A 21,969-nucleotide genomic window follows, 5' to 3' on the forward strand; every position below is an offset into this window, starting at 1 on the left:
TAGCTCGTCGGGCTCATAACCCGAAGGTCGTCGGTTCAAATCCGGCTCCCGCAACCAAATTTTAGGTTGAACAGTTGTATCGAGATTGTGCCCCCGGGCTCCTCTTTATAACCACAGGGCGAAGGTCGCAAAACCGGCTCCCGCAACCAAATTTTCAACGATACTTCATTGGCGATATGGGTGTTGTTTGGATGTTACTTCGCCCCGCTTGTTCGGGGCGTTTTCGTATCTGGCGTGTCAGTTTTAAGCAGTAATGGGCGCTATGCCCATTTTTTATTGGTGTATTCGGAGGTCTTTTTTGACTAAACAAGAACAACAACTGGTTGAGTTGTTGAGCCCGACAGTAATCGCTGCCGGTTTTGATTTGTGGGGTATTGAGCTGCTGCGTGCTGGCCGGCATACCACATTGCGGCTGTACATTGATCACAGCGACGGTATTACGGTAGAAAATTGTGCTTTGGTAAGTCGTGAAGTCAGCGCTGTACTGGATGTTGAAGATCCAATCCCAGCCGAATACACCCTGGAGGTTTCATCGCCGGGTTTAGCCCGCCCGCTGTTTACCGAAGCACACTTTAAGCAGGTTGTTGGCCAGCAAATTGAAGTGAAACTGACAATTGCGCAAGATAACAGAAGAAAATTCAAAGGCATGTTGCAGGCGCTAGACGCTGACATGCTCGTTATGGAAGTCGATGGCAAACCCTATCGTTTGCTGCTGGATAATATAGACAAAGCAAACGTGGTACCGGTTTTTTAAGGTATTCGGGTCGCGTCAGAACGAGGCAGATACAATGGCAAAAGAAATATTATTGGTTGTCGATGCAGTATCAAATGAAAAATCAGTACCACGGGAGAAAATTTTCCAGGCACTGGAGTTTGCATTAGCTGCAGCCACTAAAAAGAAAAACGAAGGCGATATAGAAGTTCGGGTAAATATTGACCGTAAAACCGGGTCATATGAAACCTTCCGGCGGTGGGAAGTGGTCGCAGATGATGCGGTGCAGGAACATCCTACCCGTGAAATTACGTTGTCAGCTGCGCAATATGATGCACCAGAAGTGCAGATTGGCGATTTTTACGAAGAACAAATCGATTCTATCGAGTTTGACCGGATTACTACTCAGATGGCTAAACAGGTTATCGTACAAAAAGTACGTGAAGCTGAACGCTCGCAGGTAGTGGAAGCTTATATTGACCAGGTAGGCGAGTTGGTAACCGGTATCGTTAAAAAAGTCAATCGCGATAGCATTATTGTTGATTTAGGCAATAACGCCGAAGCGATGTTACCGCGCGAAGAAATGCTGCCGCGGGAAACTTACCGTCCTGGCGACCGGATCCGTACGTTATTATTTGATGTGAAGCCAGAAGCACGTGGCGCTCAGCTTTTTTTAAGCCGGGCTCGTCCGGAAATGCTGCTTGAGTTGTTCAGGATTGAAGTGCCGGAAATTGGCGAGGAAATGATTGAACTGCGCGGCGCAGCCCGTGATCCTGGGTCACGCGCAAAAATTGCTGTTAAAAGTAATGACCGGCGCATAGATCCGGTGGGTGCCTGTGTTGGCATGCGTGGTTCACGGGTACAGGGCGTATCAAACGAACTGGCAGGTGAACGGGTAGATATCGTGTTGTATGATGATAATGACGCCCAGTTTGTTATCAACGCCATGGCGCCTGCCGAAGTTGCCTCGATCATTGTTGATGAAGATGCCCATTCGATGGATATCGCCGTTGAGGATTCTAACCTCGCAATGGCTATCGGTCGTAATGGCCAGAACGTGCGCTTAGCCAGCCAGTTAACAGGTTGGGAGCTGAACGTGATGTCAGTTTCGGATATGAAGAAGAAACATCAGGAAGAGACCGAGAAAGTACGGCAGGCCTTTATGGACGCGCTGGAAATCGATGAAGACTTTGCTGACGTGTTGGTTGACGAAGGTTTCTCTACCTTAGAAGAAGTGGCTTACGTGCCAATTAGTGAACTTCTGTCTATCGACGGTTTTGATGAAGAAATTGTTGAAGAGTTGCGTGGCAGAGCAAAAGCGGTGTTGACCACCCGTGCCCTGGCCAGCGAAGAATCATTAGAAGATGCCAAACCTACCGAAGCGCTATTAGCGTTAGAAGGCTTAGATACCCATACCGCATATGTGATTGCCAGCAAAGGTATAACTACCCTGGACGATCTGGCCGATTTAGGTGTCGACGATTTATTAGATATAGCAGATATAACTGAACAAAAAGCAGCAGAGCTTATTATGGCTGCCCGCAATATTGTTTGGTTTAGTGAAAGTAACTGAGTAGTCAACGGAGGTAACAACACAAATGGCAGAAGTCACCATAGAGAAGCTGGCCAGTGATGTCGGTACAACTGTTGATCGGTTAGTACAACAATTTGCTGATGCAGGTATTACTAAAGCTGCAGGGCAGCAGGTATCTGAAGATGAGAAGAAAACCCTGTTGTTGCATTTAAGCAAGCAGCATGGCGGTAAATCCTCAGAACCTTCAAAGCTGACCTTGAAGCGCAAAGAAAAATCCACCTTAAGTGTGGCCGGCGGTGCCGGACGCAACCGGGAAATTCAGGTTGAAGTGCGTAAGCAAAAAACCTATATCAAAAAGCCGGTTGTCGACGAGGCAACGTTAAAAGCGCAGGAAGAAGCCCGTTTGGCTGAAGAACAAGCTAACGCAGAAGCGAATCGCGCCAAGCAGGAAGCTGAACACAAAGCGCGGGAAATTGCTGCAGCTAAAGCGAAAGAAGAAGCCGAGCGCAAAGCAGTCGAAGCAAAAAAACGTGAAGAGGCTAAGCAGGCTCAGCTGCTAAAAGATGATCCGGAAGAAGCAGCACGTCGCGCGGCGAAAGAAGAAGCCAAGCGTGAAGCTGAGCATATGCGGCAGCAGCAGGAAGCTGAAGCGTTGCGTAAGCTGGAAGAAGAAGCCAAAAAGCAGGCTGAAGCTGCCCGTAAACTGGCTGAAGAAAACAGTGAACGTTGGGCTCAGGAAGAAAAAGCCAAGTCAACTGAAAAAGATGATTACCACCTGACGAGCAATGAATTTGCCAAACAGGCAGAAGACGAAGTAGACGCGAAAGAAGAGCGCGCCGGTCGTCGTGGTGTGGGTAAAAAAGCCCCGCCAGCCAAAGGTAAAAAGAAAGATGACGGCAATGATAAAGAAGCCTTTAACCGTGCCAACCGTCATACCAAGAAAAAGAAAACGCCAACCAGTATGCAGCATGGCTTTAATAAGCCAGCACAGCCGGTAGAGCGGGAAGTGAAAATTGGCGAAACTATTACGGTTGCCGAGCTTGCTTCGAAAATGGCAGTAAAAGCTTCTGAAGTTATTAAAGCCATGATGAAAATGGGTGCGATGGCGACCATTAATCAGGTGATTGATCAGGAAACGGCAGCCATTGTCTGTGAAGAAATGGGCCACAAATTTACTCTGACCAAAGAAAATGAGTTAGAAGAAGCAGTAATGTCTGACCGTGAAGGTGAAGGCGAACTGGAGCCGCGGGCACCGGTTGTTACTGTAATGGGTCACGTTGACCATGGTAAAACGTCGTTACTGGACTACATTCGTAAAGCGAAAGTTGCTGATGGCGAAGCGGGTGGTATTACCCAGCATATTGGTGCCTATCACGTTGAAACCGAGCGCGGGATGGTAACGTTCCTGGATACACCGGGTCACGCAGCCTTTACCTCAATGCGGGCTCGTGGTGCCAAAGCAACCGATATCGTGATCCTGGTTGTTGCTGCGGATGATGGTGTAATGCCACAAACCAAAGAAGCTATCCAGCATGCGAAAGCAGCGGGTGTACCACTGGTTGTTGCAGTAAACAAAATTGATAAACCAGAAGCTGATCCGGACAGAGTAAGAAATGAGCTATCCCAGTTTGACGTAATCTCGGAAGAGTGGGGCGGCGATACCCAGTTTGTTCAGGTTTCGGCTAAGTCTGGTATTGGTATAGATGACTTACTGGAAGCGATTCTCAACCAGGCTGAACTGTTGGAATTAAAAGCAGTTAAAAATGGTCTGGCACGTGGTGCAGTTATCGAATCGCGTTTAGATAAAGGCCGTGGTCCGGTTGCTTCCATTCTGGTGCAGGAAGGTACACTGAATCAGGGCGATATCGTATTGTGTGGCTTTGAATATGGCCGCGTTCGTGCGATGCGCGATGAAAATGGTCGCGAAGTTAAAGTCGCAGGGCCATCTATTCCGGTAGAAATACTGGGGCTGTCAGGTGTGCCACAGGCTGGTGACGAAGTTACCGTGGTTAAAGATGAACGTAAAGCGCGTGAGGTTGCGTTATATCGCCAGGGTAAATTCCGTGATGTTAAGCTGGCGCGTCAGCAAAAAGCCAAGCTTGAAAACATGTTTGCCAACATGGAAGAAGGCGATGTATCTGAACTTAACCTGGTATTAAAAGGTGATGTGCAAGGTTCAGTACAGGCGATTTCTGAATCACTGGCTAAACTGTCTACTGATGAAGTTAAAATTAAAATTATCGGTAGCGGCGTAGGTGGTATCACCGAAACTGACGTAACGCTTGCAGCTGCATCACAGGCCATCATTATCGGCTTTAACGTTCGTGCTGATGCTTCAGCCCGGAAAATGATTGAAGACGAAGGTCTCGACTTACGTTATTACAGCATTATTTATGAGCTGTTAGACGAAGTCAGGGCGGCGATGACCGGCATGCTGGCACCAGAGTTTAAACAGCAAATCATTGGCTTAGCTCAGGTGCGTGATGTGTTCCGCTCACCTAAGTTTGGCGCGATCGCTGGTTGTATGGTTACCGAAGGCCTGATTAAACGTAATGCGCCTATTCGGGTACTGCGCGATAACGTGGTTATCTACGAAGGTGAGCTGGAATCACTGCGTCGCTTTAAAGACGATGTAAACGAAGTCAGAAACGGCTTTGAATGTGGTATCGGTGTGAAAAACTACAACGATGTTCGCGAAGGCGATCAGATCGAAGTATTTGAAACCATTCAGGTTGAACGTACCTTATAAAGTACCGCTGGCAATACATAGTACAGGGGCCTTTAGTGCCCCTGTTGTGTTTTCCCTGACCTCAAATTTGGAATGCTTAAAATGGCAAAAGAATTCTCCCGCGTTGACCGGTTGTCTCAACACATTAAGAAAGAGATGGCGGTTATTTTGCAGCGCGAAATTAAAGATCCGCGCTTGCACTCAATGATCACTGTTTCTGACGTCGAAGTATCACGCGATTTGTCACATGCCAAAGTGTTTGTAACTTTTTTAGGTATGGATGACAGTAAGGTTGAAGACAACCTTAAAATTTTGAATGATGCTGCTGGCTATGTCCGCAGTTTAATAGGTAAGCGTATTCAAACCCGGATTGTACCGCATATCCGTTTTGCGTTTGACCAGTCGTTAAATGAAGGCATCCGCATGGCCAGCTTAGTGGCATCAGTGCGTCAGGAAGATGAACGTAAACGTAAAGACGCCGGGCTCGAGCCAACAGATAACGACGGAGCTGATGAGTAATGGCGCGTAAAAATGCCAGAGCAGTTAATGGCATTCTGTTACTGGATAAGCCGCTTGAAGTAAGCAGTAATGGTATTTTGCAGCGGGTTCGCTGGCTTTATCAGGCACAAAAGGCCGGGCATACCGGCGCACTGGATCCGATGGCATCTGGTTTATTGCCTATTTGTTTTGGTGAGGCGACCAAGTTCAGTCAGTTTTTACTGGATACCGATAAAACCTATCTGGTGACCGCCAGTTTTGGGGTGCGCACCAGTACCAGTGACTCAGAAGGCGAGGTAATCAGTGAGCGGCCGGTCAGCTTTACTGACACCGACCTGGAACAGGCACTGCAAAGTTTTCGCGGTGATATTATGCAAGTGCCCACTATGTTCTCTGCATTAAAGTATCAGGGCCAGCCCTTATATAAATATGCCAGGCAGGGCATTACCATTGAACGTGAAGCCCGGCCTATTACCATATTTAAGTTTGAACTGTTGCAGCGCAGGGGCAACCAGGCAGATTTTATTGTTCATTGCTCCAAAGGCACTTATATCCGCACCCTGATAGACGATTTAGGCGAGCTGTTAGGCTGTGGTGGTCATGTCAGCAAATTGCATCGCACTCAGGTCGGGCCTTTTACTGCGTCGCAAATGGTAAAGCCAGTTCAGTTAGACGCCATGGCAGAACAATGCCATAGCACTGCTGATTTTGGACCGTTAGATGCCTTGTTACTGCCTTTAGATGCCGGTATTGTGGCTATGCCAGCAATTGCACTTAGTAAAGATCAGCAACATCAGCTGCAGCATGGCCAAAATTGTAATGTGGTAGCTGATGATATTGCCGCGATTAAATTGCTCGGCCCAGCTGAGGTATTTATTGGCATTGGCCAGATACAGCAGGGTGTGCTGAGTTCACGTCGCTTACTTAACACCAGTGCTGTGCAGCAGCCAGCTACCGTGATAAACGCCTTGTAAAAAGCAGGCAAAGTGCTATTATACGCCGGATTTTCTGGGGTCTGCTGGATGAGTGATCGGCGATACCCTTATTTTAGTTCACTCACATTGGAGTTAAATATGTCATTAAACGCTGCTGATAAAGCAAAAATTGTTGCTGACTACGCTGTTAAAGAAGGCGATACCGGTTCACCAGAAGTACAGGTTGCCCTGTTAACTGCGTCAATCACTCACCTGCAAGGCCACTTTGCTGAACACAAGCACGACTTCCATTCCCGTCGTGGTTTGTTGCGCATGGTTAGCCAGCGTCGTAAGCTGTTAGATTACTTAAAAGGCAAAGATCAGAGCCGTTACACTACCCTGATTGGTCGTTTAGGTTTACGTCGTTAATCGCTAAGCGATAACGCAGCAGAAAAAGAGGCTTTCAAGCCTCTTTTTTTTATGGGAATTTTTTTAAACACTATTTTTACTGAGCTCTTTACTGAACTATCTTTTGTAACAGGTTACAGAGTATACTGTACAGGCAGAAAACACAGAGAAAAACATCGCAATTCGGCGATTAAGATTAAGGAAATACACACGTGACTCCCATCGTAAAATCATTTCAGTTTGGCCAACATACCTTTACTTTAGAAACCGGCGTCATCGCCCGTCAGGCAGATGCCGCAGTGCTGGCCAGCCTGGGAGATACTTCCGTTTTAGTAACCGTTGTTGGTAAAAAAGAACCTAAACCTGGTCAGGATTTCTTTCCGTTAACCGTCAACTACCAGGAAAAAATGTATGCAGCTGGCCGGATCCCGGGTGGCTTCTTTAAGCGTGAAGGCCGGCCAAGTGAGGGTGAAACCTTAATTTGCCGGTTAATTGACCGTCCTATCCGTCCGTTATTCCCGGAAGGCTTTACCAATGAAGTTCAGGTTATAGCTACCGTAGTATCGGTCCAACCTGAAATTCAGCCAGACATCGTAGCGTTGATTGGTACCTCAGCGGCGTTAGCCTTGTCAGGTATTCCATTCGCCGGCCCTATTGGTGCTGCGCGCGTAGGTTATATCAATAATCAGTATGTGTTGAACCCGTCAGAAGAAGAGCTGAAAAGCTCAAAACTGGACTTAGTGGTAGCCGGTACCAATAACGCGGTACTGATGGTTGAATCTGAAGCGAATATTCTGTCAGAAGACGTCATGTTAGGCGCGGTAATGTATGGCCATGAGCAAATGCAAACTGCCATTACTGCCATTAATGAGCTAGCGGCTGAAGGCGCTAAGCCAGCCTGGAACTGGCAGGCACCTGCGAAAAACTTACCATTAATTGCTAAAGTGACCGAACTTGCCGCCGCAGACATTGGCGTAGCTTATCAGATTACTGAAAAAGCAAAACGTTATGAGCGCATCGCAGAAATTAAAACGGCCCTGCACAATAAGTTACTGGCAGAGCTGGCCGAAGATGAAGCGCTGGATAAGAATGAGTTCGGTGATATTTTCCACGACCTGGAAAGTAAAGTTGTGCGTAGCCGTATTACCAAAGGTGAGCCGCGGATTGACGGTCGTGACCCGGAAATGATCCGTGGTTTAAGTGTAATGACAGGTGTGTTACCTCGTACCCATGGTTCATCACTGTTTACCCGTGGTGAAACACAGGCGCTGGTTACCTGTACCTTGGGTACTGCCCGTGACGCCCAGAATATTGATGACTTGTTAAGTCAGAAAACCGATACCTTTATGCTGCACTATAACTTCCCTCCTTACAGCGTCGGTGAGACGGGTATGGTTGGGTCGCCGAAGCGTCGCGAAATCGGCCATGGTCGTTTAGCTAAGCGGGGCGTGCTGGCTGTAATGCCTGATTTTGAAGACTTCCCGTACACCGTGCGTATCGTGTCTGAAATCACCGAATCTAACGGCTCAAGCTCTATGGCATCGGTATGTGGTTCATCATTAGCGCTGATGGATGCCGGTGTACCTATTAAAGCGTCTGTTGCCGGTATCGCTATGGGCCTGGTTAAAGAAGGTGATGATTACGTTGTACTGTCAGATATCTTAGGTGACGAAGATCACTTAGGTGACATGGACTTTAAAGTGGCCGGTACTACTGAAGGTATTACGGCGCTGCAAATGGACATTAAGATTGACGGTATTACGCAGGAAATAATGCAAACTGCGTTAAAACAGGCTAAAGCAGCCCGTTTGCATATCCTGAATGTGATGGATCAGGCAATTAGCGGTCACCGTGAAGAAATGTCTGAATACGCGCCTCGCATCTACACCATGAAGATTAACCCGGAGAAAATCCGTGAAGTTATCGGTAAAGGTGGTGCAGTTATTCGTCAAATCACTGAAGAGTCTGGTACTACAATCGAGCTGGAAGATGATGGCAGCATAAAAATTGCTGCGACCACAGCTAAAGCCGCGCAGATTGCCATTGATAAAATCAATGCCATTACTGCTGACATTGAAGTGGGTGCGATTTACCAGGGTGAAGTGGTACGGATTGTCGACTTCGGCGCCTTTGTTAACGTATTGCCAGGCAAAGATGGCTTAGTGCATATCTCGCAAATCTCTGATGAGCGGGTAAGCAACGTCTCTGAGCATTTACAATTGGGTCAGAAAGTGGCCGTTAAGGTGTTGGAAGTAGACAAGCAGGGCCGGGTACGGTTAAGTATTAAAGAAGCCAATACTAAACCTGCTGAAAATGCCGCTAACGCTGAGCAAGACGCGTAATATGCGTCGGGCTAAATCCGGTATCGCAGCGCTGTTAACGGCGCTGTTAACCTTAAGCGGTTGTGCTTTAACACAACCGTCATCGTCTGCGGCCTGGCTTACGCCAGAGCCGCTGGCGGTACCTTACCGTACTGAGCTGGCTATTGCCCGCCTGACCGAAATATTACATCGTGCTGAGTTATCAGAAGAGCAGTCGGCACGCTTATATTATGACCGTGGTGTTATGTATGACAGCGCGGGCTTGCGCTCACTGGCCCGGCTTGATTTTATGCGCGCGCTACGGCTAAAGCCCGATATGGCCGATGCCTACAATTTTGTCGGTATTCATTATACTCTCAGTGGCAACTTTGATCAGGCGTATGAAGCTTTTGATTCCGTGCTTGAGCTGGCCCCTGAATACGAATATGCCTACCTGAACCGTGGCATCGCTTTGTATTATGCCGGTCGCGCTGATCTGGCCGTGCCTGATTTTGTCAAGTTTCTGCAACTGCAGCCGGCAGATCCCTATCGGGTAGTCTGGCTCTATCTGGCTGAGCTTGATTTATCAGGCACTGCAGCAAAGGCACGATTAGCGAGTAATACCGCTGTGTTGGCCGCAGATGACTGGGCGACAAAGATCCCACTTTTTTATTTGGGTAAACTTTCTGAGCAACAATTATTAAACTCAGTTATTGATGATCTAAGTAGCCCGCGGGTGTTGGCAGAGCGCCTTTGTGAAGTCTATTTTTATCTGGCCAAGTGGCATGAAGCACAGCAACAACCTGAGCAGGCTATTGAATACTATAAGAAAGTACTTTCAACCAATGTTTATGAGTTTGTTGAGCATCGTTATGCCCGACTGGAGATAGCCAGACTCAGAGGTGAAACGCTGTCTGGCGAGAGTGATGAGTTTCATTAGTTTTCGCGAAATATTAGTTAAAAGCCAGCTCGCTGGCTTTTTTGCATTATTACTGTGCGGTTGTTCACCGGATAACAATTCCGTTACCCAACAACAGTTGATGGATCAGGCAAAAGTCGAACCAGCAGCGGCGATGCAGCTTGCTCGCCAGCGGTTGGCTGATAACGAACTGAGTGCTGCTTTGCAATGGTTTCGACAGGCCGCAAAACTCGGTGATACTCAGGGCTTAAATCACGCGATTCAATTACAACAGCGTCTGGAAGGGCGCTTAGCCACGGCAAAATGGCTGCAACAATCAGTTGATAGTGACCTGTTGCCGGCGTCAGCAATTAGCCGCGCACAACGGGCGACCCTGGGCCTGTGGCAAGCTGCCCCGATCGCCGTTGCCAATAGTGGTTATCTGGCCGCGAGTGGCTGCCGTCTTACCATCCAGCCCGTGGCGAGCCAGCAGGCAGGTGTTATGCGCTGGCAGCAGCTGCAAGACGCCTGGGCAAAGGATCCTTTGCTGAGTAGTTTGCCAGTATGTTTCAACGATCTGGTAAAAGTGAATGCGCCAGTGCTCAGTTGCTCTGAGCAGGCTGCCAGTAGAATTAGCTGCAATTATACTGCGTTAACCGAACAGGTGCTGGCAGGCAACTTCAGCCAGTTACTGGTTATTGCCGGTCAGGGACTGGCCAGTTATAACAATGGCATCATCCAGTTACCTGATACCGCCACTCTGGCCTTGTTACAACATGAGTTTATGCATGTACTGGGCTTTATAGATGAATATCCGTTAAGCCTTGTCGCGGCTGAAACTGTCTGCCACCCAGGCACCTTTGCCACAAATCTGTTATTCGATAACAGTCAGGCTACTGTTGCCGCCTGGCAACAAAGATGGCAGTCAATTGCAGAGAAGGTAAAGCTGCAGGCTGTTAGCACCTGTGACGCAAGCGGGCAACAAGCTTACCGGGTGGTGGCTACGGTTAATCCGATGGAATCTTATCAAAGCGCTATGCCGGCGTTTTATCATCAGTTAATGGTCCGGGCATTACAGCAAACCGAGCATATAATGCCGGTGCAGTATTATTTCGCTCATCTGGCCCGGCAGCAGCAGGCCTGGCAGCACTGGCATGCGTTAATGCAAGTTGCCGCTAGCCATGGCTATCATGAAGCCGTAGAAGCGCTACAGTACCTTTAGGGTTAATACATAAAGGTAATACGTGGCAGAACTATCGAGTGGGAATTAGTAACGGGGCGTTTTAAAGCGGCTCTTCAACCGACAATTCGGACAATTCGCGGCTTAATATCTGACTATCGCCTAAATTAAGCTCAATCAGCCTTTTTAAATGACCGGCACTTTCCAGATCAATTTTATCGCAGTGCACGCCAATCACGTCATTGTGCTGGTGGGCAACACTAACCTGCATACTAAAATCAAGCGGATAGTCACTCAGATGAACCCGCAATATCAGTGGGCCCGCTGCCTCGGGTCGCCAACCCGGAGGAATGCTGATTAAAGCGCCTTTTAGCGATAAATCGAGCACGTTGGTGGGGTAGCTCTGCTCAGCGGTTTCTAAATGAGCTTTCCCCTGAAAATTCACCCGGCTAAAACGTCGTTGCTCCATATATCCCCCAATGTTATTTGCAATAAGTGTAGCTGTTTTAACTGCGAATAGCACAACTCTGGATCCAGATGTAACAATTAAAAAAGGCTGCAATCTGCAGCCTTAATAATTACTGATAACTTCTCAGAAACTCTGAGTAGCTGGAGTTAACTGACTTCTTCACCGGCTGCCTGGCGATCGGCATGGTATGACGAGCGGACGAATGGGCCGCAAGCTGCATGTTTGAAACCGATGCTGTTAGCAAAGTGCTTAATTTCATCAAATTCAGCTGGTGGCATATAGCGTTTTACCGGCAAATGATGCTTGCTCGGTTGCAGGTATTGGCCTACCGTCAGCATATCCACATCATGATCGCGCAAGTCCTGCAGTACTTGCAGCAATTCCTCGGTTGTTTCACCGAGGCCCACCATCAGGCCCGATTTGGTAGACACCTGCGGGTGCGCTTGTTTAAAGCGCTTCAGTAAGGTCAGTGACCATTTATAATCAGCACCCGGCCGGGCCAGTTTATACAGCCGCGGCGCGGTCTCCAGATTATGGTTAAACACATCTGGTGGGCTTTTGCTTAAAATTTCCAGGGCGACATCCATCCGGCCACGAAAATCCGGTACCAGTACTTCAATCTTTATATCCGGACAGTATTTCCTGATGGCATCAATACAATCTGCAAAGTGCTGGGCACCGCCATCACGTAAATCGTCGCGGTCTACCGAGGTAATAACCACGTATTTTAATTTCATATCGCGAATGGTAAGTGCCAGTTTTTCTGGCTCTTCCGCGCTTGGCGGCAGTGGCCGGCCATGAGCAACATCACAGAACGGGCAGCGTCGGGTACAAATGGCACCCAGGATCATAAAGGTTGCCGTGCCATGATTAAAACACTCAGGCAGGTTAGGGCAAGCAGCTTCTTCACAGACTGAATGCAAACCATGTTTGCGCATAGCACCTTTAATCTGATCGATCCGCTCTGAATTTTTCGGTAACTTAATCTTTAACCAGGCAGGCTTACGTAGCATTTGTTCAGGCTCGGTCGGCAATACCTTAACCGGAATTAACGCCATTTTATCGGCGTCACGCAATTTAACACCTGGTTCCATTCGCGCTGTCTTAGTCATGTTGCCACTCTAACCCTGTTTTAAAACGTAGTTCGGTTACGGCCAGAAGCCGTTTGAAGATGTTACAGATGTCTGTTTTGGCCTGAGCGATACTCAGCGGACCACCAAAATCTTTACTTTGAATCATTTGCATGCCGGCATAACCGCAGGGGTTGATTCGGTTGAAGGGGCTCAGGTCCATATCAACATTCAGCGCCAGACCATGGAAAGTGCAGCCTTTGCGCACTCTTAAGCCCAACGACGCCACTTTTTTACCATCAATATATACCCCTGGTGCGTCAGGTCGGGCGTTAGCGGCAACACCATATTGGCCCAGCAATTCAATTAATACCTGTTCCAGCATAGTAACCAGTTCGCGCACGCCAAGCTTACGACGTTTGATATCTAGCAGCACATAGACCACCAGCTGGCCCGGTCCATGATAGGTAACCTGGCCACCTCGGTCGACTTTAACGACCGGTATATCACCTGGCTGTAACAAATGTTCTGCTCTGCCGGCCTGGCCCTGGGTAAAGACTGCCGGATGTTCCAGCAACCAAAGCTCATCGACGGTGTGCGCATTGCGATGGTCGGTGAATTGCTGCATAGCCTGCCATACTTGCGTATAGTCCTGGCTACCTAAATCACGGATCACAAGTTGCTGGCTGATGCTCAAAGGTCACTCCGCTGAAAAACTGGCTGCATTATAGCGATTTATCTGGCCAATGCGAGTTCAGGCTGTTAAAGAACGTAACGAACCAATGCTATTTTGCCAAGTTCGGTATACAGCAACTCAATATGGGCTTTACTGGTTACGGTTACTTTTACCGATACTGAGTGATAATTTCCTTTGGCACTGGGTTTTACCGTCGGGCTGTAATCGGTAGCATCAGTATGGCGGCAAATCACTGTCATCACTTCGTCTACCAGTGCTGGCTCAGCTACCCCTAACACTTTAAAGTTGAACTGGCAGGGAAACTCGAGGTACTGATCAAATTTGGTGTCTTTTACTTCATTTGCCATATCGTTATTCTCACAGACGCTAATGTACTACTCACAACCTGCTGCGCGATACTACAGGCACAGGGTGTGGTAAAATTTGTTGTCTCAGGTCGTCGCTATTTGCTTAAACTTGCCTGGAAAAGGGCTTAGTGTAACAAAAAATCCCGGCAGTTGCCGGGACTTGTCACAGCATAAATACCGGTAATTAATTGAATTGCATTTTCACGTAATCGACCATCCGGCTGAAGAAGCCGCCACGGCCGACATCCTCCAGCGCCACCAACGGATATTCTGCAATATCCTGGTTTTCCAGTTTTAAATAAATGGTGCCGACTACCTGGCCTTTAGTAATGGGGGCGATGAGTTGCTCATTCAAGCTAACTTCTGCTTTAAGGTTGCGGCGCTGGCCACGGGCAATAGTAATCGGCGTGCTTTGCAATAAGCCCAGCTGGATTTGTTCTTTGTCTCCTTGCCATACCCGCTGCTCAGCAAATTGTTCACCACTTTGGTAGGGGGCGAAGGTTTCAAAAAAACGAAACCCGTAACTTAATAGCTTTTTATTTTCATTAGCGCGGGCACGTTCGCTTTCAGTGCCCATTACTACCGACACCAGGCGCATGTCGTCGCGGGTGGCTGAGGTTATCAGGCTATAACCTGCTTCACTGGTATGACCGGTTTTAATACCATCTACGGCCAGACTACGATCCCATAACAATGAGTTGCGGTTGTACTGGCGGATACTGTTATAGGTGAACTCTTTTTCTGCATAAATGGCATATTCTTCCGGGACATCGCGGATCAACGCCACCGCCAGTTTGCTCATATCCCGTGGTGTGGTGTATTGCTCTGCCGCCGGTAAACCATGACTGGTGCTAAAGGTTGTGTTGTGCATTCCCAGGCGCTTCGCATGGGCATTCATCAAATCAACGAAGGCGCTTTCGCTACCGGCTATGTGTTCGGCCATTGCGACACAGGCGTCGTTGCCTGACTGAATAATAATTCCCTTGTTAAGATCGGCAACCGAGACCTGAGTGCCTACTTCGATAAACATTAACGATGAGCCCGGGAAGTTTTTTGCCCAGGCTTTTTCGCTAATAGTAACTTTATCATCCAGGCTGATATTGCCATTTTTTAATTCAGTACCAATTACGTAGCTGGTCATCATTTTGGTAAGACTAGCAGGGGCTAAAGACATATCGGCGTTTTCTTCTGATAACACCTCACCGGTATCGTAATCGATCAGAATATGGCCTTTAGCTGCAACGGCAGGGGGCTGCGGAACCACGACCTGCGCCTGAGAACTATTTACAAAACAAAAACTGCTGATGGCAACAATGCCAGAAGTAACGATGCGTCGATAACTATTCATGAGACCCGTTCTTTTATTATTAAAATTACAAAATATATTTAACTGCACATGCTGGCTAACTGCATACGGTGCTGTCAAAAAAGTAGGCTCCCGGGTACTGGTCGGCTTTTAATTTTGCCAGCCAGCTCCGCGCTTGCCGGTTATCTTTACTCGGACCCACCAGCAGCCGGAAAATTCCATCGCCAGCCTGAATTTGGGTAGGAACCGCCAATTTCTGTTGCACTTGTGCACTTAACTGATTTAGTTTTACATTGTCGGTACTGGCAAATATCTGGATATAACAGGGTTGATTCGCACTGGCTAAATCCTGCGCCAGCATGGCGGGAGATTTTATAAGCTCAAGCTGAACTCTGGCTGTACCTTGCTTTAACATGCCAATTTTACTGGCCGCAGAGTAGGACAAATCGATTATCCGATCCCGGTGAAAGGGCCCGCGGTCATTCACCCTGACAATAGCACTTTGACCATTGTCCAGATTGGTTACTTTAACATAAGAAGGCAGCGGCAGGGTTTTGTGTGCTGCGGTCATGGCAAACATATTATAAGTTTCGCCATTAGAGGTAAGATGACCGTGAAACTTGCTGCCGTACCATGACGCAATGCCGGTTTCCTGAAATACGGTAATATCAGCTATAGGTGAGTAATGCTGGCCGAATACCTGATACGGCCGGTTACCACCGCGGCTTAATGGTTCAGCAACAGGCGCCGGGTCGGTAGTCTCCAGCAGCGTAGGTAATCGTGCCGGTGTGCTGTCCTGTTGTTGCTGATAGCGGCCGGCATTTGGAGAGGTATACTCTGGTTGACTACTGCAACCGGCCAGCGTCAGTATCCCCGCCATCATCGTAACCCAATAGAATTTAAACATTTGCCAACATCCGCTTATGCGTACTGACCGACATTAAAACACCGAAGGCGGCCATTAAGGTTACCATAGAGGTACCACCATAACTGACCAGGGGCAGCGGCACGCCAACCACCGGTAATAACCCCGAAACCATGCCAATATTAACAAAAACATAAACAAAAAAGGTCAGGGTAAAACTGCCAGCGACCAGTTTACTGAAATTATCTTGCGCCTGGCTGGCAATTATCAGGCCCCTTGCGATGATAAAAAAATAAATAGCCAGCAACAGAATCACGCCGATCAAGCCAAATTCTTCACTCAATACCGCAAAAATAAAGTCGGTATGGCGCTCTGGCAAAAACTCCAGTTGTGATTGCGTTCCCTGTAACCAGCCTTTGCCATCCACACCACCCGAGCCGATAGCAATTTTAGACTGAATGATATGATAACCCGAGCCTAAGGGATCTGTCTCCGGATTAAGAAACGTTAATACCCGTTGCCGTTGATAATCATGCATTAAAAAGAACCACATCACGGGCGCAAAAGCAGAAACCAGCACGCCAATAACGCTGATCAAACGCCAGCTCATCCCAGCCAGAAATAACACAAACACGCCTGACATCGCGATTAACAGCGACGTACCTAAATCGGGTTGTTTGGCGATTAACAGGGTTGGTACAGCACACATGATAAAACCAACAACCAGGCGCCAGATACGGGGTGGTAAATTGTCAGCAGCGATAAACCAGGCCACCGCCATAGGCACTGCTAACTTCATAATTTCTGAGGGCTGAAATTTCATAAAACCTAAATCAAGCCAACGTTGTGCTCCTTTGCCAACATAGCCAAATAGCAATACTGCCACCAGCATTAACAACCCGACACCGAAAAGCGCAATCGCCCAGCGCCGGATAGTTTGCGGGCTGACTTGCGCAATACCCACCATAACGGCCAGGGCAACCCCCAGCCGAATGATCTGCGCTTTCATCATGGCTTCGCTCTGGCCCGTGGCGCTGAATAATATAACCAGGCCAAAGCCAAGCAAGGTTAACAACCCGAGTAGCAACGGCAGGTCAATGTGAAACGCTGCCAGCCTGCCGCTGCGCTGCGCCGGATGAACCATGCTGTTATTCATTGGCATTAACTCCGGCAGAAAAATAATAGTCCAGCAATTGGCGGCCTATGGGCGCGGCGACACTGCTGCCACCTCCGGTGTTTTCAACGGCAACCGCAAATACTACTGTTGGGTTTTCGGCAGGCGCATAACCAATATACATGGCATTATCCCGGTGTCGTTCATCAAGTGATTTAGCATCGTATTTGGCATCCTGAGCTATTGCGACCACCTGTGCAGTACCGGTTTTACCACCTGAACTGAAATCAGCTGTTTTAAAAGCGGGATGCGCCGTACCTTTTAATGTTGCCACGGTTTGCACCATGGTATCGGTAATTACCCGCCAGTTATCTTCATCAACGACATTAACACTGGGTCTGAGGCCAGGGTCGACTAATTCACTGCTGTTTTCTGAACTTAGCTCAGCGGCCATATGCGGGGTGGGAAGCAAACCTTTGTTAACCAGCACAGCAGTCGATAACGCCAGCTGAAGCGGTGTGGCGGTCCAGAAACTCTGACCGATGCTAAGCGGTACAGTATCGCCGGGATACCATGGTTGATTATAGCGCGCCCGCTTCCAGCCCCTGGATGGCATATTGGCACTGGCCTCTTCATGAATGTCGATGCCGGTGCGTTCACCAAAACCAAATTGACGCATATAGTCTGAAATACGGTCAATACCGAGTTTAATCCCCAGATCATAAAAGTAAATATCGCAGCTTTGCGCTACAGCACTGTAGACATCAACCCAGCCATGACCACCTCGTTTCCAGTCTCGAAAGCGGTGGTCACTATTGGGTAAGGTAAAATAGCCCGGATCCCAAACCCGGGTATCCGGTTGTACCGTGTTTGTTTCAAGCCCCAGTAGTGCCATTAAGGGTTTAATGGTCGATGCAGGGGGGTAAATGCCCTGGGTCGCGCGGTTTATCAGAGGCCGGTCCGGTGAATGCAGTAAGGCGTTATAGTTGGTGCTGCTAATGCCGTGGACAAACAGATTAGGGTCATAACTTGGGTTGGAGTAAAAGGCGAGTACGGCGCCATCCCGCGGGTCCATTGCCACAATAGCTCCGCGGTGTTGACTAAGTGTTTGCTGGGCAGTGAGTTGTAAGCCGACATCCAGGCTGAGTTTGATATTCTTTCCGGAACTGGCGGCTACTGAACGTAAAACCCGGATCACCCGGCCGCGGTTATTTACTTCTACTTCCTGAAAACCCATGGTGCCATGCAATTCGGTTTCATAATAGCGTTCCAGCCCGAGCTTGCCAATTTCACGACTCGCCGCATAGTTTGCCAACTGTCCCTGCTCATCCAGACGGCGTAAGTCATCGGTATTAATCTTGCCAATGTAACCCAGCGCATGGGTAAATAAGTCACCGAAAGGATAATGTCGGCTTAATCTCGCCTCTACCGTCACCCCGGGAAAGCGATGCAGATTGACAGAGATCACCGCCACTTCCTGTTCATCCAGACGTTCTTTTAACGCAATAGAGTTAAAGCGCCGCTGGTGCCTGACTTGTTGCAGAAACTCCTGTTGCTGTTGATCAGAAATTTCAATTAACTCTGCCAGACTATCCAGGGTAGTTTGAATGTCGTCGATTTGTTCCGGCACCAGTTCGAGCGAAAACACCGGTTTGTTCTCGGCCAGCAGAATTCCATTGCGGTCGCTTATCAGGCCACGATTGGGCGCCAGCGGTAATACTTTAATGCGGTTGCCCTCGGAACGGATTTGATAATCCTGATACGAGCGTACCTGCAAATTGTACATATTAATTAAAATAGTCGTGAACAATAAGCATACTACTAGTATTGCCACCACCGCTCTACTGTTGAACAGACGGGTTTCGGCGGCGATATCCTGCATAGCAACGCGTTTCTTCAGCATAACTACTCGCGATGATAAGGGTGATTGGTACTGATGCTCCAGGCCCGATACAAAGCCTCCGCCAACACCACCCGTACCATAGGGTGGGGCAGGGTAAGCGCTGACAATGACCATTTTGCTTCACTGGCTGCAATACATGCCGGCGCCAGCCCTTCCGGTCCGCCAACCAGCAACGCAACGTCGCGGCCATCCTGCTGCCATAGCTCCAGTCGCTGTGCCAGTTGTGGGCTGCTCCAGTTGTCTCCTGTTACCTCAAGGGTAATAATACGGCTGCCTTTGCTCACAGCGGCCAGCATTTTCTCACCCTCCAGTTCAAGGATCCGCTTGATATCCGCATTTTTACCGCGTTTACCAGCGGCAATCTCAATCAGCTCCAGCGGCATGTCGCGGTTAAAGCGTCGGGCATACTCATTAAAGCCGGTTTGCACCCAATCAGGCATTTTGGTGCCAACAGCGATCAGACTAAGCTTCATACCGGATCAGGCACTCCAGAGTTTTTCCAACTGATAAAAGTTGCGTGTTTCATCCAGCATAACGTGAACCACTACCGAATCTAAATCGAGTAATACCCATTCACCGCTACTTTCACCTTCAATTCCTAATGGCTGAACACCGACCTTTTTGCATTCTGCGGCTAAATATCCGGCAACAGATTTAGCGTGGCGGGTAGAAGTGCCTGAGCACACCACCATAAATTCAGTTACGCTAGATTTACCCCGGACATCCAGGGTTATGATATCGCGACCTTTCATATCATCAATTTTGTCTGTGACAAAGGCGACCAGTTCGTTCGTTTGCACCTATTTTCCTCAATACTGACTAAAAGCGGCTATTTTACCACAGTTTTTCCGCGGTTATAGCGCTTAGCTCTGATAGAGTCGATGTTGCTGTATATAGTTCAGTACTGATGGCGCAAGTTCGCTGATATTTTGCTGGTTTTGGGCAAGCGCTTCGCGGATAGCGGTGGCACTGGGGCTGAAATTGGGATTATTCAGTTCGATTATTTTGCCATGAGTATACTGTCGTAAAGCAGACGGTGCGGCAGCATATTGCTTTAGCAACGCAGGTGCGTCACCGTCCATACGACTGTACCCCGGGCGCTGGCACACGATCAGATGACTCAGCTCAAGAATACGCTGCCAGTGATACCAGCTGGTGAAATAGCAAAGCGAGTCCATGCCTATCACAAACGCCAGGGTACTTGCCGGCATGCTTTGTTTCAGTAGTGACAGACTGTCGGCGGTATAGGAGGCACTATCGCGGTTTAGCTCCAGCGGTTGCAACAGCATTGCAGGCTCATCTGCTATTGCCAGTTCCACCATTGTCGCACGCTGTTGCGCGCTCACTCCCGGACTGGCGCGGTGGGGTGGCATATGACATGGCATAAACTGCAGTTGGTCCAGCGCGCAGTGCTCCAGTACATAGCGGGCGCAGGCCAGATGTCCCTGGTGTACCGGGTCAAAGGTACCGCCAAAAACACCGATTAACGGCCGGGAGCTGGGGTTGCTGCTACTCATTATGATGCTGTTGCAAGCTGTAAGTCCGGGGCACGGGTTTGATAAACAAACACACCAGGTGGCTCAGCGCGGTGGTAATATCAGCCAGCTGACCGCCCTTATACAAGCGGTCAAATGCAGCCAATTCTTGCAATAAGTAATCCAGATAATTTAACGACAACCGTTGCAATGCCTGTTGATATAACGGCTGGCGTTTCGGCCAGATAGCCAGTTGTTTAAAACTCTGGGCTGGGGCAATACCTTGTTGCTGATGGTGTTGCAATTGCTGCAGTTGTTGCAGGTCTTTTTGCAACTGCCAGATAATAATAGCGGGCTCTATATCTTGCTGCAGTAAGCGATATAGCCGGTGCATTGCCTGTTGGCCCTCGCCGGCAAGAATCGCATCGCCCAGTTGAAATACGGTAAAGGTGGAGTGGTCAGCTAAAAAATCTGCCAGCGCATCGGCATCAACCATTCGGTTGGGATGGGTTAATGCCAGCTTTTCCAGTTCCTGGCGTGCCGCCAGCAGATTGCCGGCACTGTGGTGTTGCAACAGACTGAATGCATCTGCTGTCAATTGCAAACTAAGGGTTCTGGCACGCTGCTGCAGCCATTGTCTGGCCTGGCGGTCGTCCAGCGGATAAATCGCAACTTGTACTCCAACCTGTTGTAATTGCTTAAACCACGCCAGTTTGCTTACCTCGCCAAACCCGCGCTGGCCATGTAATACCAGAACAATATCCGCCGACAACGAATGCGCCAACTGTTTTAGCTGGTCGCTGGCGGCAGGCGTGAGTTTCTGAGAAAGTTCCAGTTCAATCAGCCTTTTCGCTGAAAATAGCGACATGGCGCCTAGTTCATTATGCAATTGCGCCCAGTCAAACTGGCTATCCAGGGTAAAACTCAGTCGCTCGTCAAAGCCTTGTTCTTTGGCTGCCTGGCGCAGGGCATCAATGGCTTCGAGCTTTTGTAACGGTTCCTCGCCAAATATCAGATAACATGCCGCTAACCCTTGCGAAAGCTGGGAGGTCAGCTGGTTAGCATACAACTTTTGCATCAGTCTAACCGGGCCAGCTGCCGGATAATTCGATTTGCAGCCTGCTGCCGTAGTTCGCTAAGTAATAAATCCAGTTCACGCGCTTTGGCCAGGGCTTGATTCGGATCGTCCTGATAATCCCGATACAGTTCAAATTGATTAAACGCCGCCTCGCTGCCGGGCATAATCAAATAGTAGCTCACCTTGTAAATCAGCTCATATTCCGCGACCTGACCGCTCGGGAACAGCGATAACGTTCGCCGCTCCAGGGTATCACTTACCAGTTGAATGGTTGGGGCGTCAGCTTGCATACTGTCCAGTAACTGCACGCTGTTCTGACGCAATCGTTGATTTAACAGCTCAGCCAGTTGCGAATGTGCTTCACTTTGCACATAAATAGCCGGAAACTGACTCAGTGGTAAATTGCCACGTAAATGAAAACCGCAGCTACTGAGCATAAAAGCCAGCGCAATGACGATCGCAGCTCTGGCCAT

The 21,969-nt window shown here is 48.7% G+C and carries 22 protein-coding genes and 1 tRNA gene (1 of these 23 cut by a window edge); 10 read left to right on the forward strand and 13 right to left on the reverse strand.

The features are described from left to right. The 10 genes from B2Q61_RS08310 to B2Q61_RS08355 all read left to right on the forward strand — a co-directional run. Positions 1-57, forward strand: a tRNA-Met gene (locus B2Q61_RS08310) (it extends 177 nt beyond the left edge of the window). A 241-nt stretch (positions 58-298) separates the two neighbouring features. Further along, on the forward strand, positions 299-754 hold the full coding sequence (gene rimP / locus B2Q61_RS08315; RefSeq protein WP_290618806.1) for a ribosome maturation factor RimP: 456 nt from the start codon (positions 299-301) through the stop codon (positions 752-754). Between the two features lie 34 nt (positions 755-788). Continuing rightward, positions 789-2,285, forward strand: coding sequence for a transcription termination factor NusA (nusA, locus tag B2Q61_RS08320; protein ID WP_290618804.1), 1,497 nt, complete (start codon positions 789-791; stop codon positions 2,283-2,285). 25 nt (positions 2,286-2,310) lie between these two features. Next, positions 2,311-4,995, forward strand: a complete 2,685-nt coding sequence (infB, locus tag B2Q61_RS08325; RefSeq protein ID WP_290618802.1) for a translation initiation factor IF-2 — start codon at positions 2,311-2,313, stop codon at positions 4,993-4,995. A gap of 81 nt (positions 4,996-5,076) precedes the next feature. After that, on the forward strand, positions 5,077-5,493 hold the full coding sequence (gene rbfA / locus B2Q61_RS08330) for a 30S ribosome-binding factor RbfA (RefSeq protein WP_290618800.1): 417 nt from the start codon (positions 5,077-5,079) through the stop codon (positions 5,491-5,493). Next, the gene (truB, locus tag B2Q61_RS08335; protein WP_290618798.1) at positions 5,493-6,446 is read left to right on the forward strand and encodes a tRNA pseudouridine(55) synthase TruB; all 954 of its coding nucleotides are present in this window, start codon (positions 5,493-5,495) and stop codon (positions 6,444-6,446) included. Before rbfA ends, truB begins: the two co-directional genes overlap by 1 nt. A 99-nt stretch (positions 6,447-6,545) precedes the next feature. Continuing rightward, positions 6,546-6,815 carry a 30S ribosomal protein S15 gene (gene rpsO, locus B2Q61_RS08340; RefSeq protein ID WP_046554052.1) on the forward strand — a complete coding sequence of 90 codons (270 nt, stop codon included), beginning with the start codon at positions 6,546-6,548 and terminating at the stop codon, positions 6,813-6,815. Between the two features lie 191 nt (positions 6,816-7,006). Then, entirely contained in the window at positions 7,007-9,136 is a 2,130-nt protein-coding gene (gene pnp, locus B2Q61_RS08345) for a polyribonucleotide nucleotidyltransferase (RefSeq protein WP_290618794.1), read from the forward strand. 1 nt (position 9,137) lies between these two features. Then, positions 9,138-10,034: a lipoprotein NlpI gene (nlpI, locus tag B2Q61_RS08350; protein WP_290618792.1), complete on the forward strand. Its 897-nt coding sequence runs from the start codon at positions 9,138-9,140 to the stop codon at positions 10,032-10,034. Next, complete coding sequence (locus tag B2Q61_RS08355) at positions 10,021-11,214, forward strand: hypothetical protein (RefSeq protein ID WP_290618790.1); 1,194 nt, start codon at positions 10,021-10,023, stop codon at positions 11,212-11,214. Before nlpI ends, B2Q61_RS08355 begins: the two co-directional genes overlap by 14 nt. 61 nt (positions 11,215-11,275) lie before the next feature. Here B2Q61_RS08355 and B2Q61_RS08360 read toward each other — a convergent pair whose 3' ends face one another. The 13 genes from B2Q61_RS08360 to lptE all read right to left on the reverse strand — a co-directional run bounded on the left by B2Q61_RS08360 (position 11,276) and on the right by lptE (position 21,969). Continuing rightward, on the reverse strand, positions 11,276-11,641 hold the full coding sequence (locus B2Q61_RS08360; protein WP_290618788.1) for a PilZ domain-containing protein: 366 nt from the start codon (positions 11,639-11,641) through the stop codon (positions 11,276-11,278). A 146-nt stretch (positions 11,642-11,787) separates the two neighbouring features. Further along, the gene (gene lipA, locus B2Q61_RS08365) at positions 11,788-12,753 is read right to left on the reverse strand and encodes a lipoyl synthase (protein ID WP_290618786.1); all 966 of its coding nucleotides are present in this window, start codon (positions 12,751-12,753) and stop codon (positions 11,788-11,790) included. Further along, positions 12,746-13,339 carry a lipoyl(octanoyl) transferase LipB gene (gene lipB / locus B2Q61_RS08370; protein WP_414631471.1) on the reverse strand — a complete coding sequence of 198 codons (594 nt, stop codon included), beginning with the start codon at positions 13,337-13,339 and terminating at the stop codon, positions 12,746-12,748. Before lipB ends, lipA begins: the two co-directional genes overlap by 8 nt. A 134-nt stretch (positions 13,340-13,473) precedes the next feature. After that, on the reverse strand, positions 13,474-13,755 hold the full coding sequence (gene ybeD, locus B2Q61_RS08375) for a DUF493 family protein YbeD (protein WP_290618782.1): 282 nt from the start codon (positions 13,753-13,755) through the stop codon (positions 13,474-13,476). A 184-nt stretch (positions 13,756-13,939) separates the two neighbouring features. Further along, on the reverse strand, positions 13,940-15,103 hold the full coding sequence (locus B2Q61_RS08380) for a serine hydrolase (protein WP_290618781.1): 1,164 nt from the start codon (positions 15,101-15,103) through the stop codon (positions 13,940-13,942). Positions 15,104-15,158: 55 nt separating this feature from the next. Then, positions 15,159-15,968 (reverse strand): septal ring lytic transglycosylase RlpA family protein, encoded by an 810-nt coding sequence (locus B2Q61_RS08385; protein WP_290618779.1) that lies wholly within the window; start codon positions 15,966-15,968, stop codon positions 15,159-15,161. Further along, positions 15,961-17,082 (reverse strand): rod shape-determining protein RodA, encoded by a 1,122-nt coding sequence (rodA, locus tag B2Q61_RS08390; protein WP_290618777.1) that lies wholly within the window; start codon positions 17,080-17,082, stop codon positions 15,961-15,963. Before rodA ends, B2Q61_RS08385 begins: the two co-directional genes overlap by 8 nt. Next, the gene (gene mrdA / locus B2Q61_RS08395) at positions 17,075-18,943 is read right to left on the reverse strand and encodes a penicillin-binding protein 2 (protein WP_290618775.1); all 1,869 of its coding nucleotides are present in this window, start codon (positions 18,941-18,943) and stop codon (positions 17,075-17,077) included. Before mrdA ends, rodA begins: the two co-directional genes overlap by 8 nt. Positions 18,944-18,945: 2 nt before the next feature. Continuing rightward, positions 18,946-19,416 (reverse strand): 23S rRNA (pseudouridine(1915)-N(3))-methyltransferase RlmH, encoded by a 471-nt coding sequence (gene rlmH, locus B2Q61_RS08400; RefSeq protein WP_290618773.1) that lies wholly within the window; start codon positions 19,414-19,416, stop codon positions 18,946-18,948. Between the two features lie 6 nt (positions 19,417-19,422). Beyond that, the gene (rsfS, locus tag B2Q61_RS08405) at positions 19,423-19,743 is read right to left on the reverse strand and encodes a ribosome silencing factor (protein ID WP_290618771.1); all 321 of its coding nucleotides are present in this window, start codon (positions 19,741-19,743) and stop codon (positions 19,423-19,425) included. Between the two features lie 63 nt (positions 19,744-19,806). Then, a complete protein-coding gene (gene nadD / locus B2Q61_RS08410; protein ID WP_290618769.1) occupies positions 19,807-20,460 on the reverse strand; it encodes a nicotinate-nucleotide adenylyltransferase in 654 nt (217 codons plus the stop codon). Then, positions 20,453-21,496, reverse strand: coding sequence for a DNA polymerase III subunit delta (gene holA, locus B2Q61_RS08415; protein WP_290618767.1), 1,044 nt, complete (start codon positions 21,494-21,496; stop codon positions 20,453-20,455). The genes nadD and holA overlap by 8 nt, the downstream gene beginning before the upstream one ends. Further along, entirely contained in the window at positions 21,496-21,969 is a 474-nt protein-coding gene (gene lptE, locus B2Q61_RS08420; RefSeq protein WP_290618765.1) for an LPS assembly lipoprotein LptE, read from the reverse strand. The genes holA and lptE overlap by 1 nt, the downstream gene beginning before the upstream one ends.

Origin of the sequence: Arsukibacterium sp. UBA5043, from assembly GCA_002415085.1 — a bacterium.
Classification (GTDB): domain Bacteria; phylum Pseudomonadota; class Gammaproteobacteria; order Enterobacterales; family Alteromonadaceae; genus Alishewanella.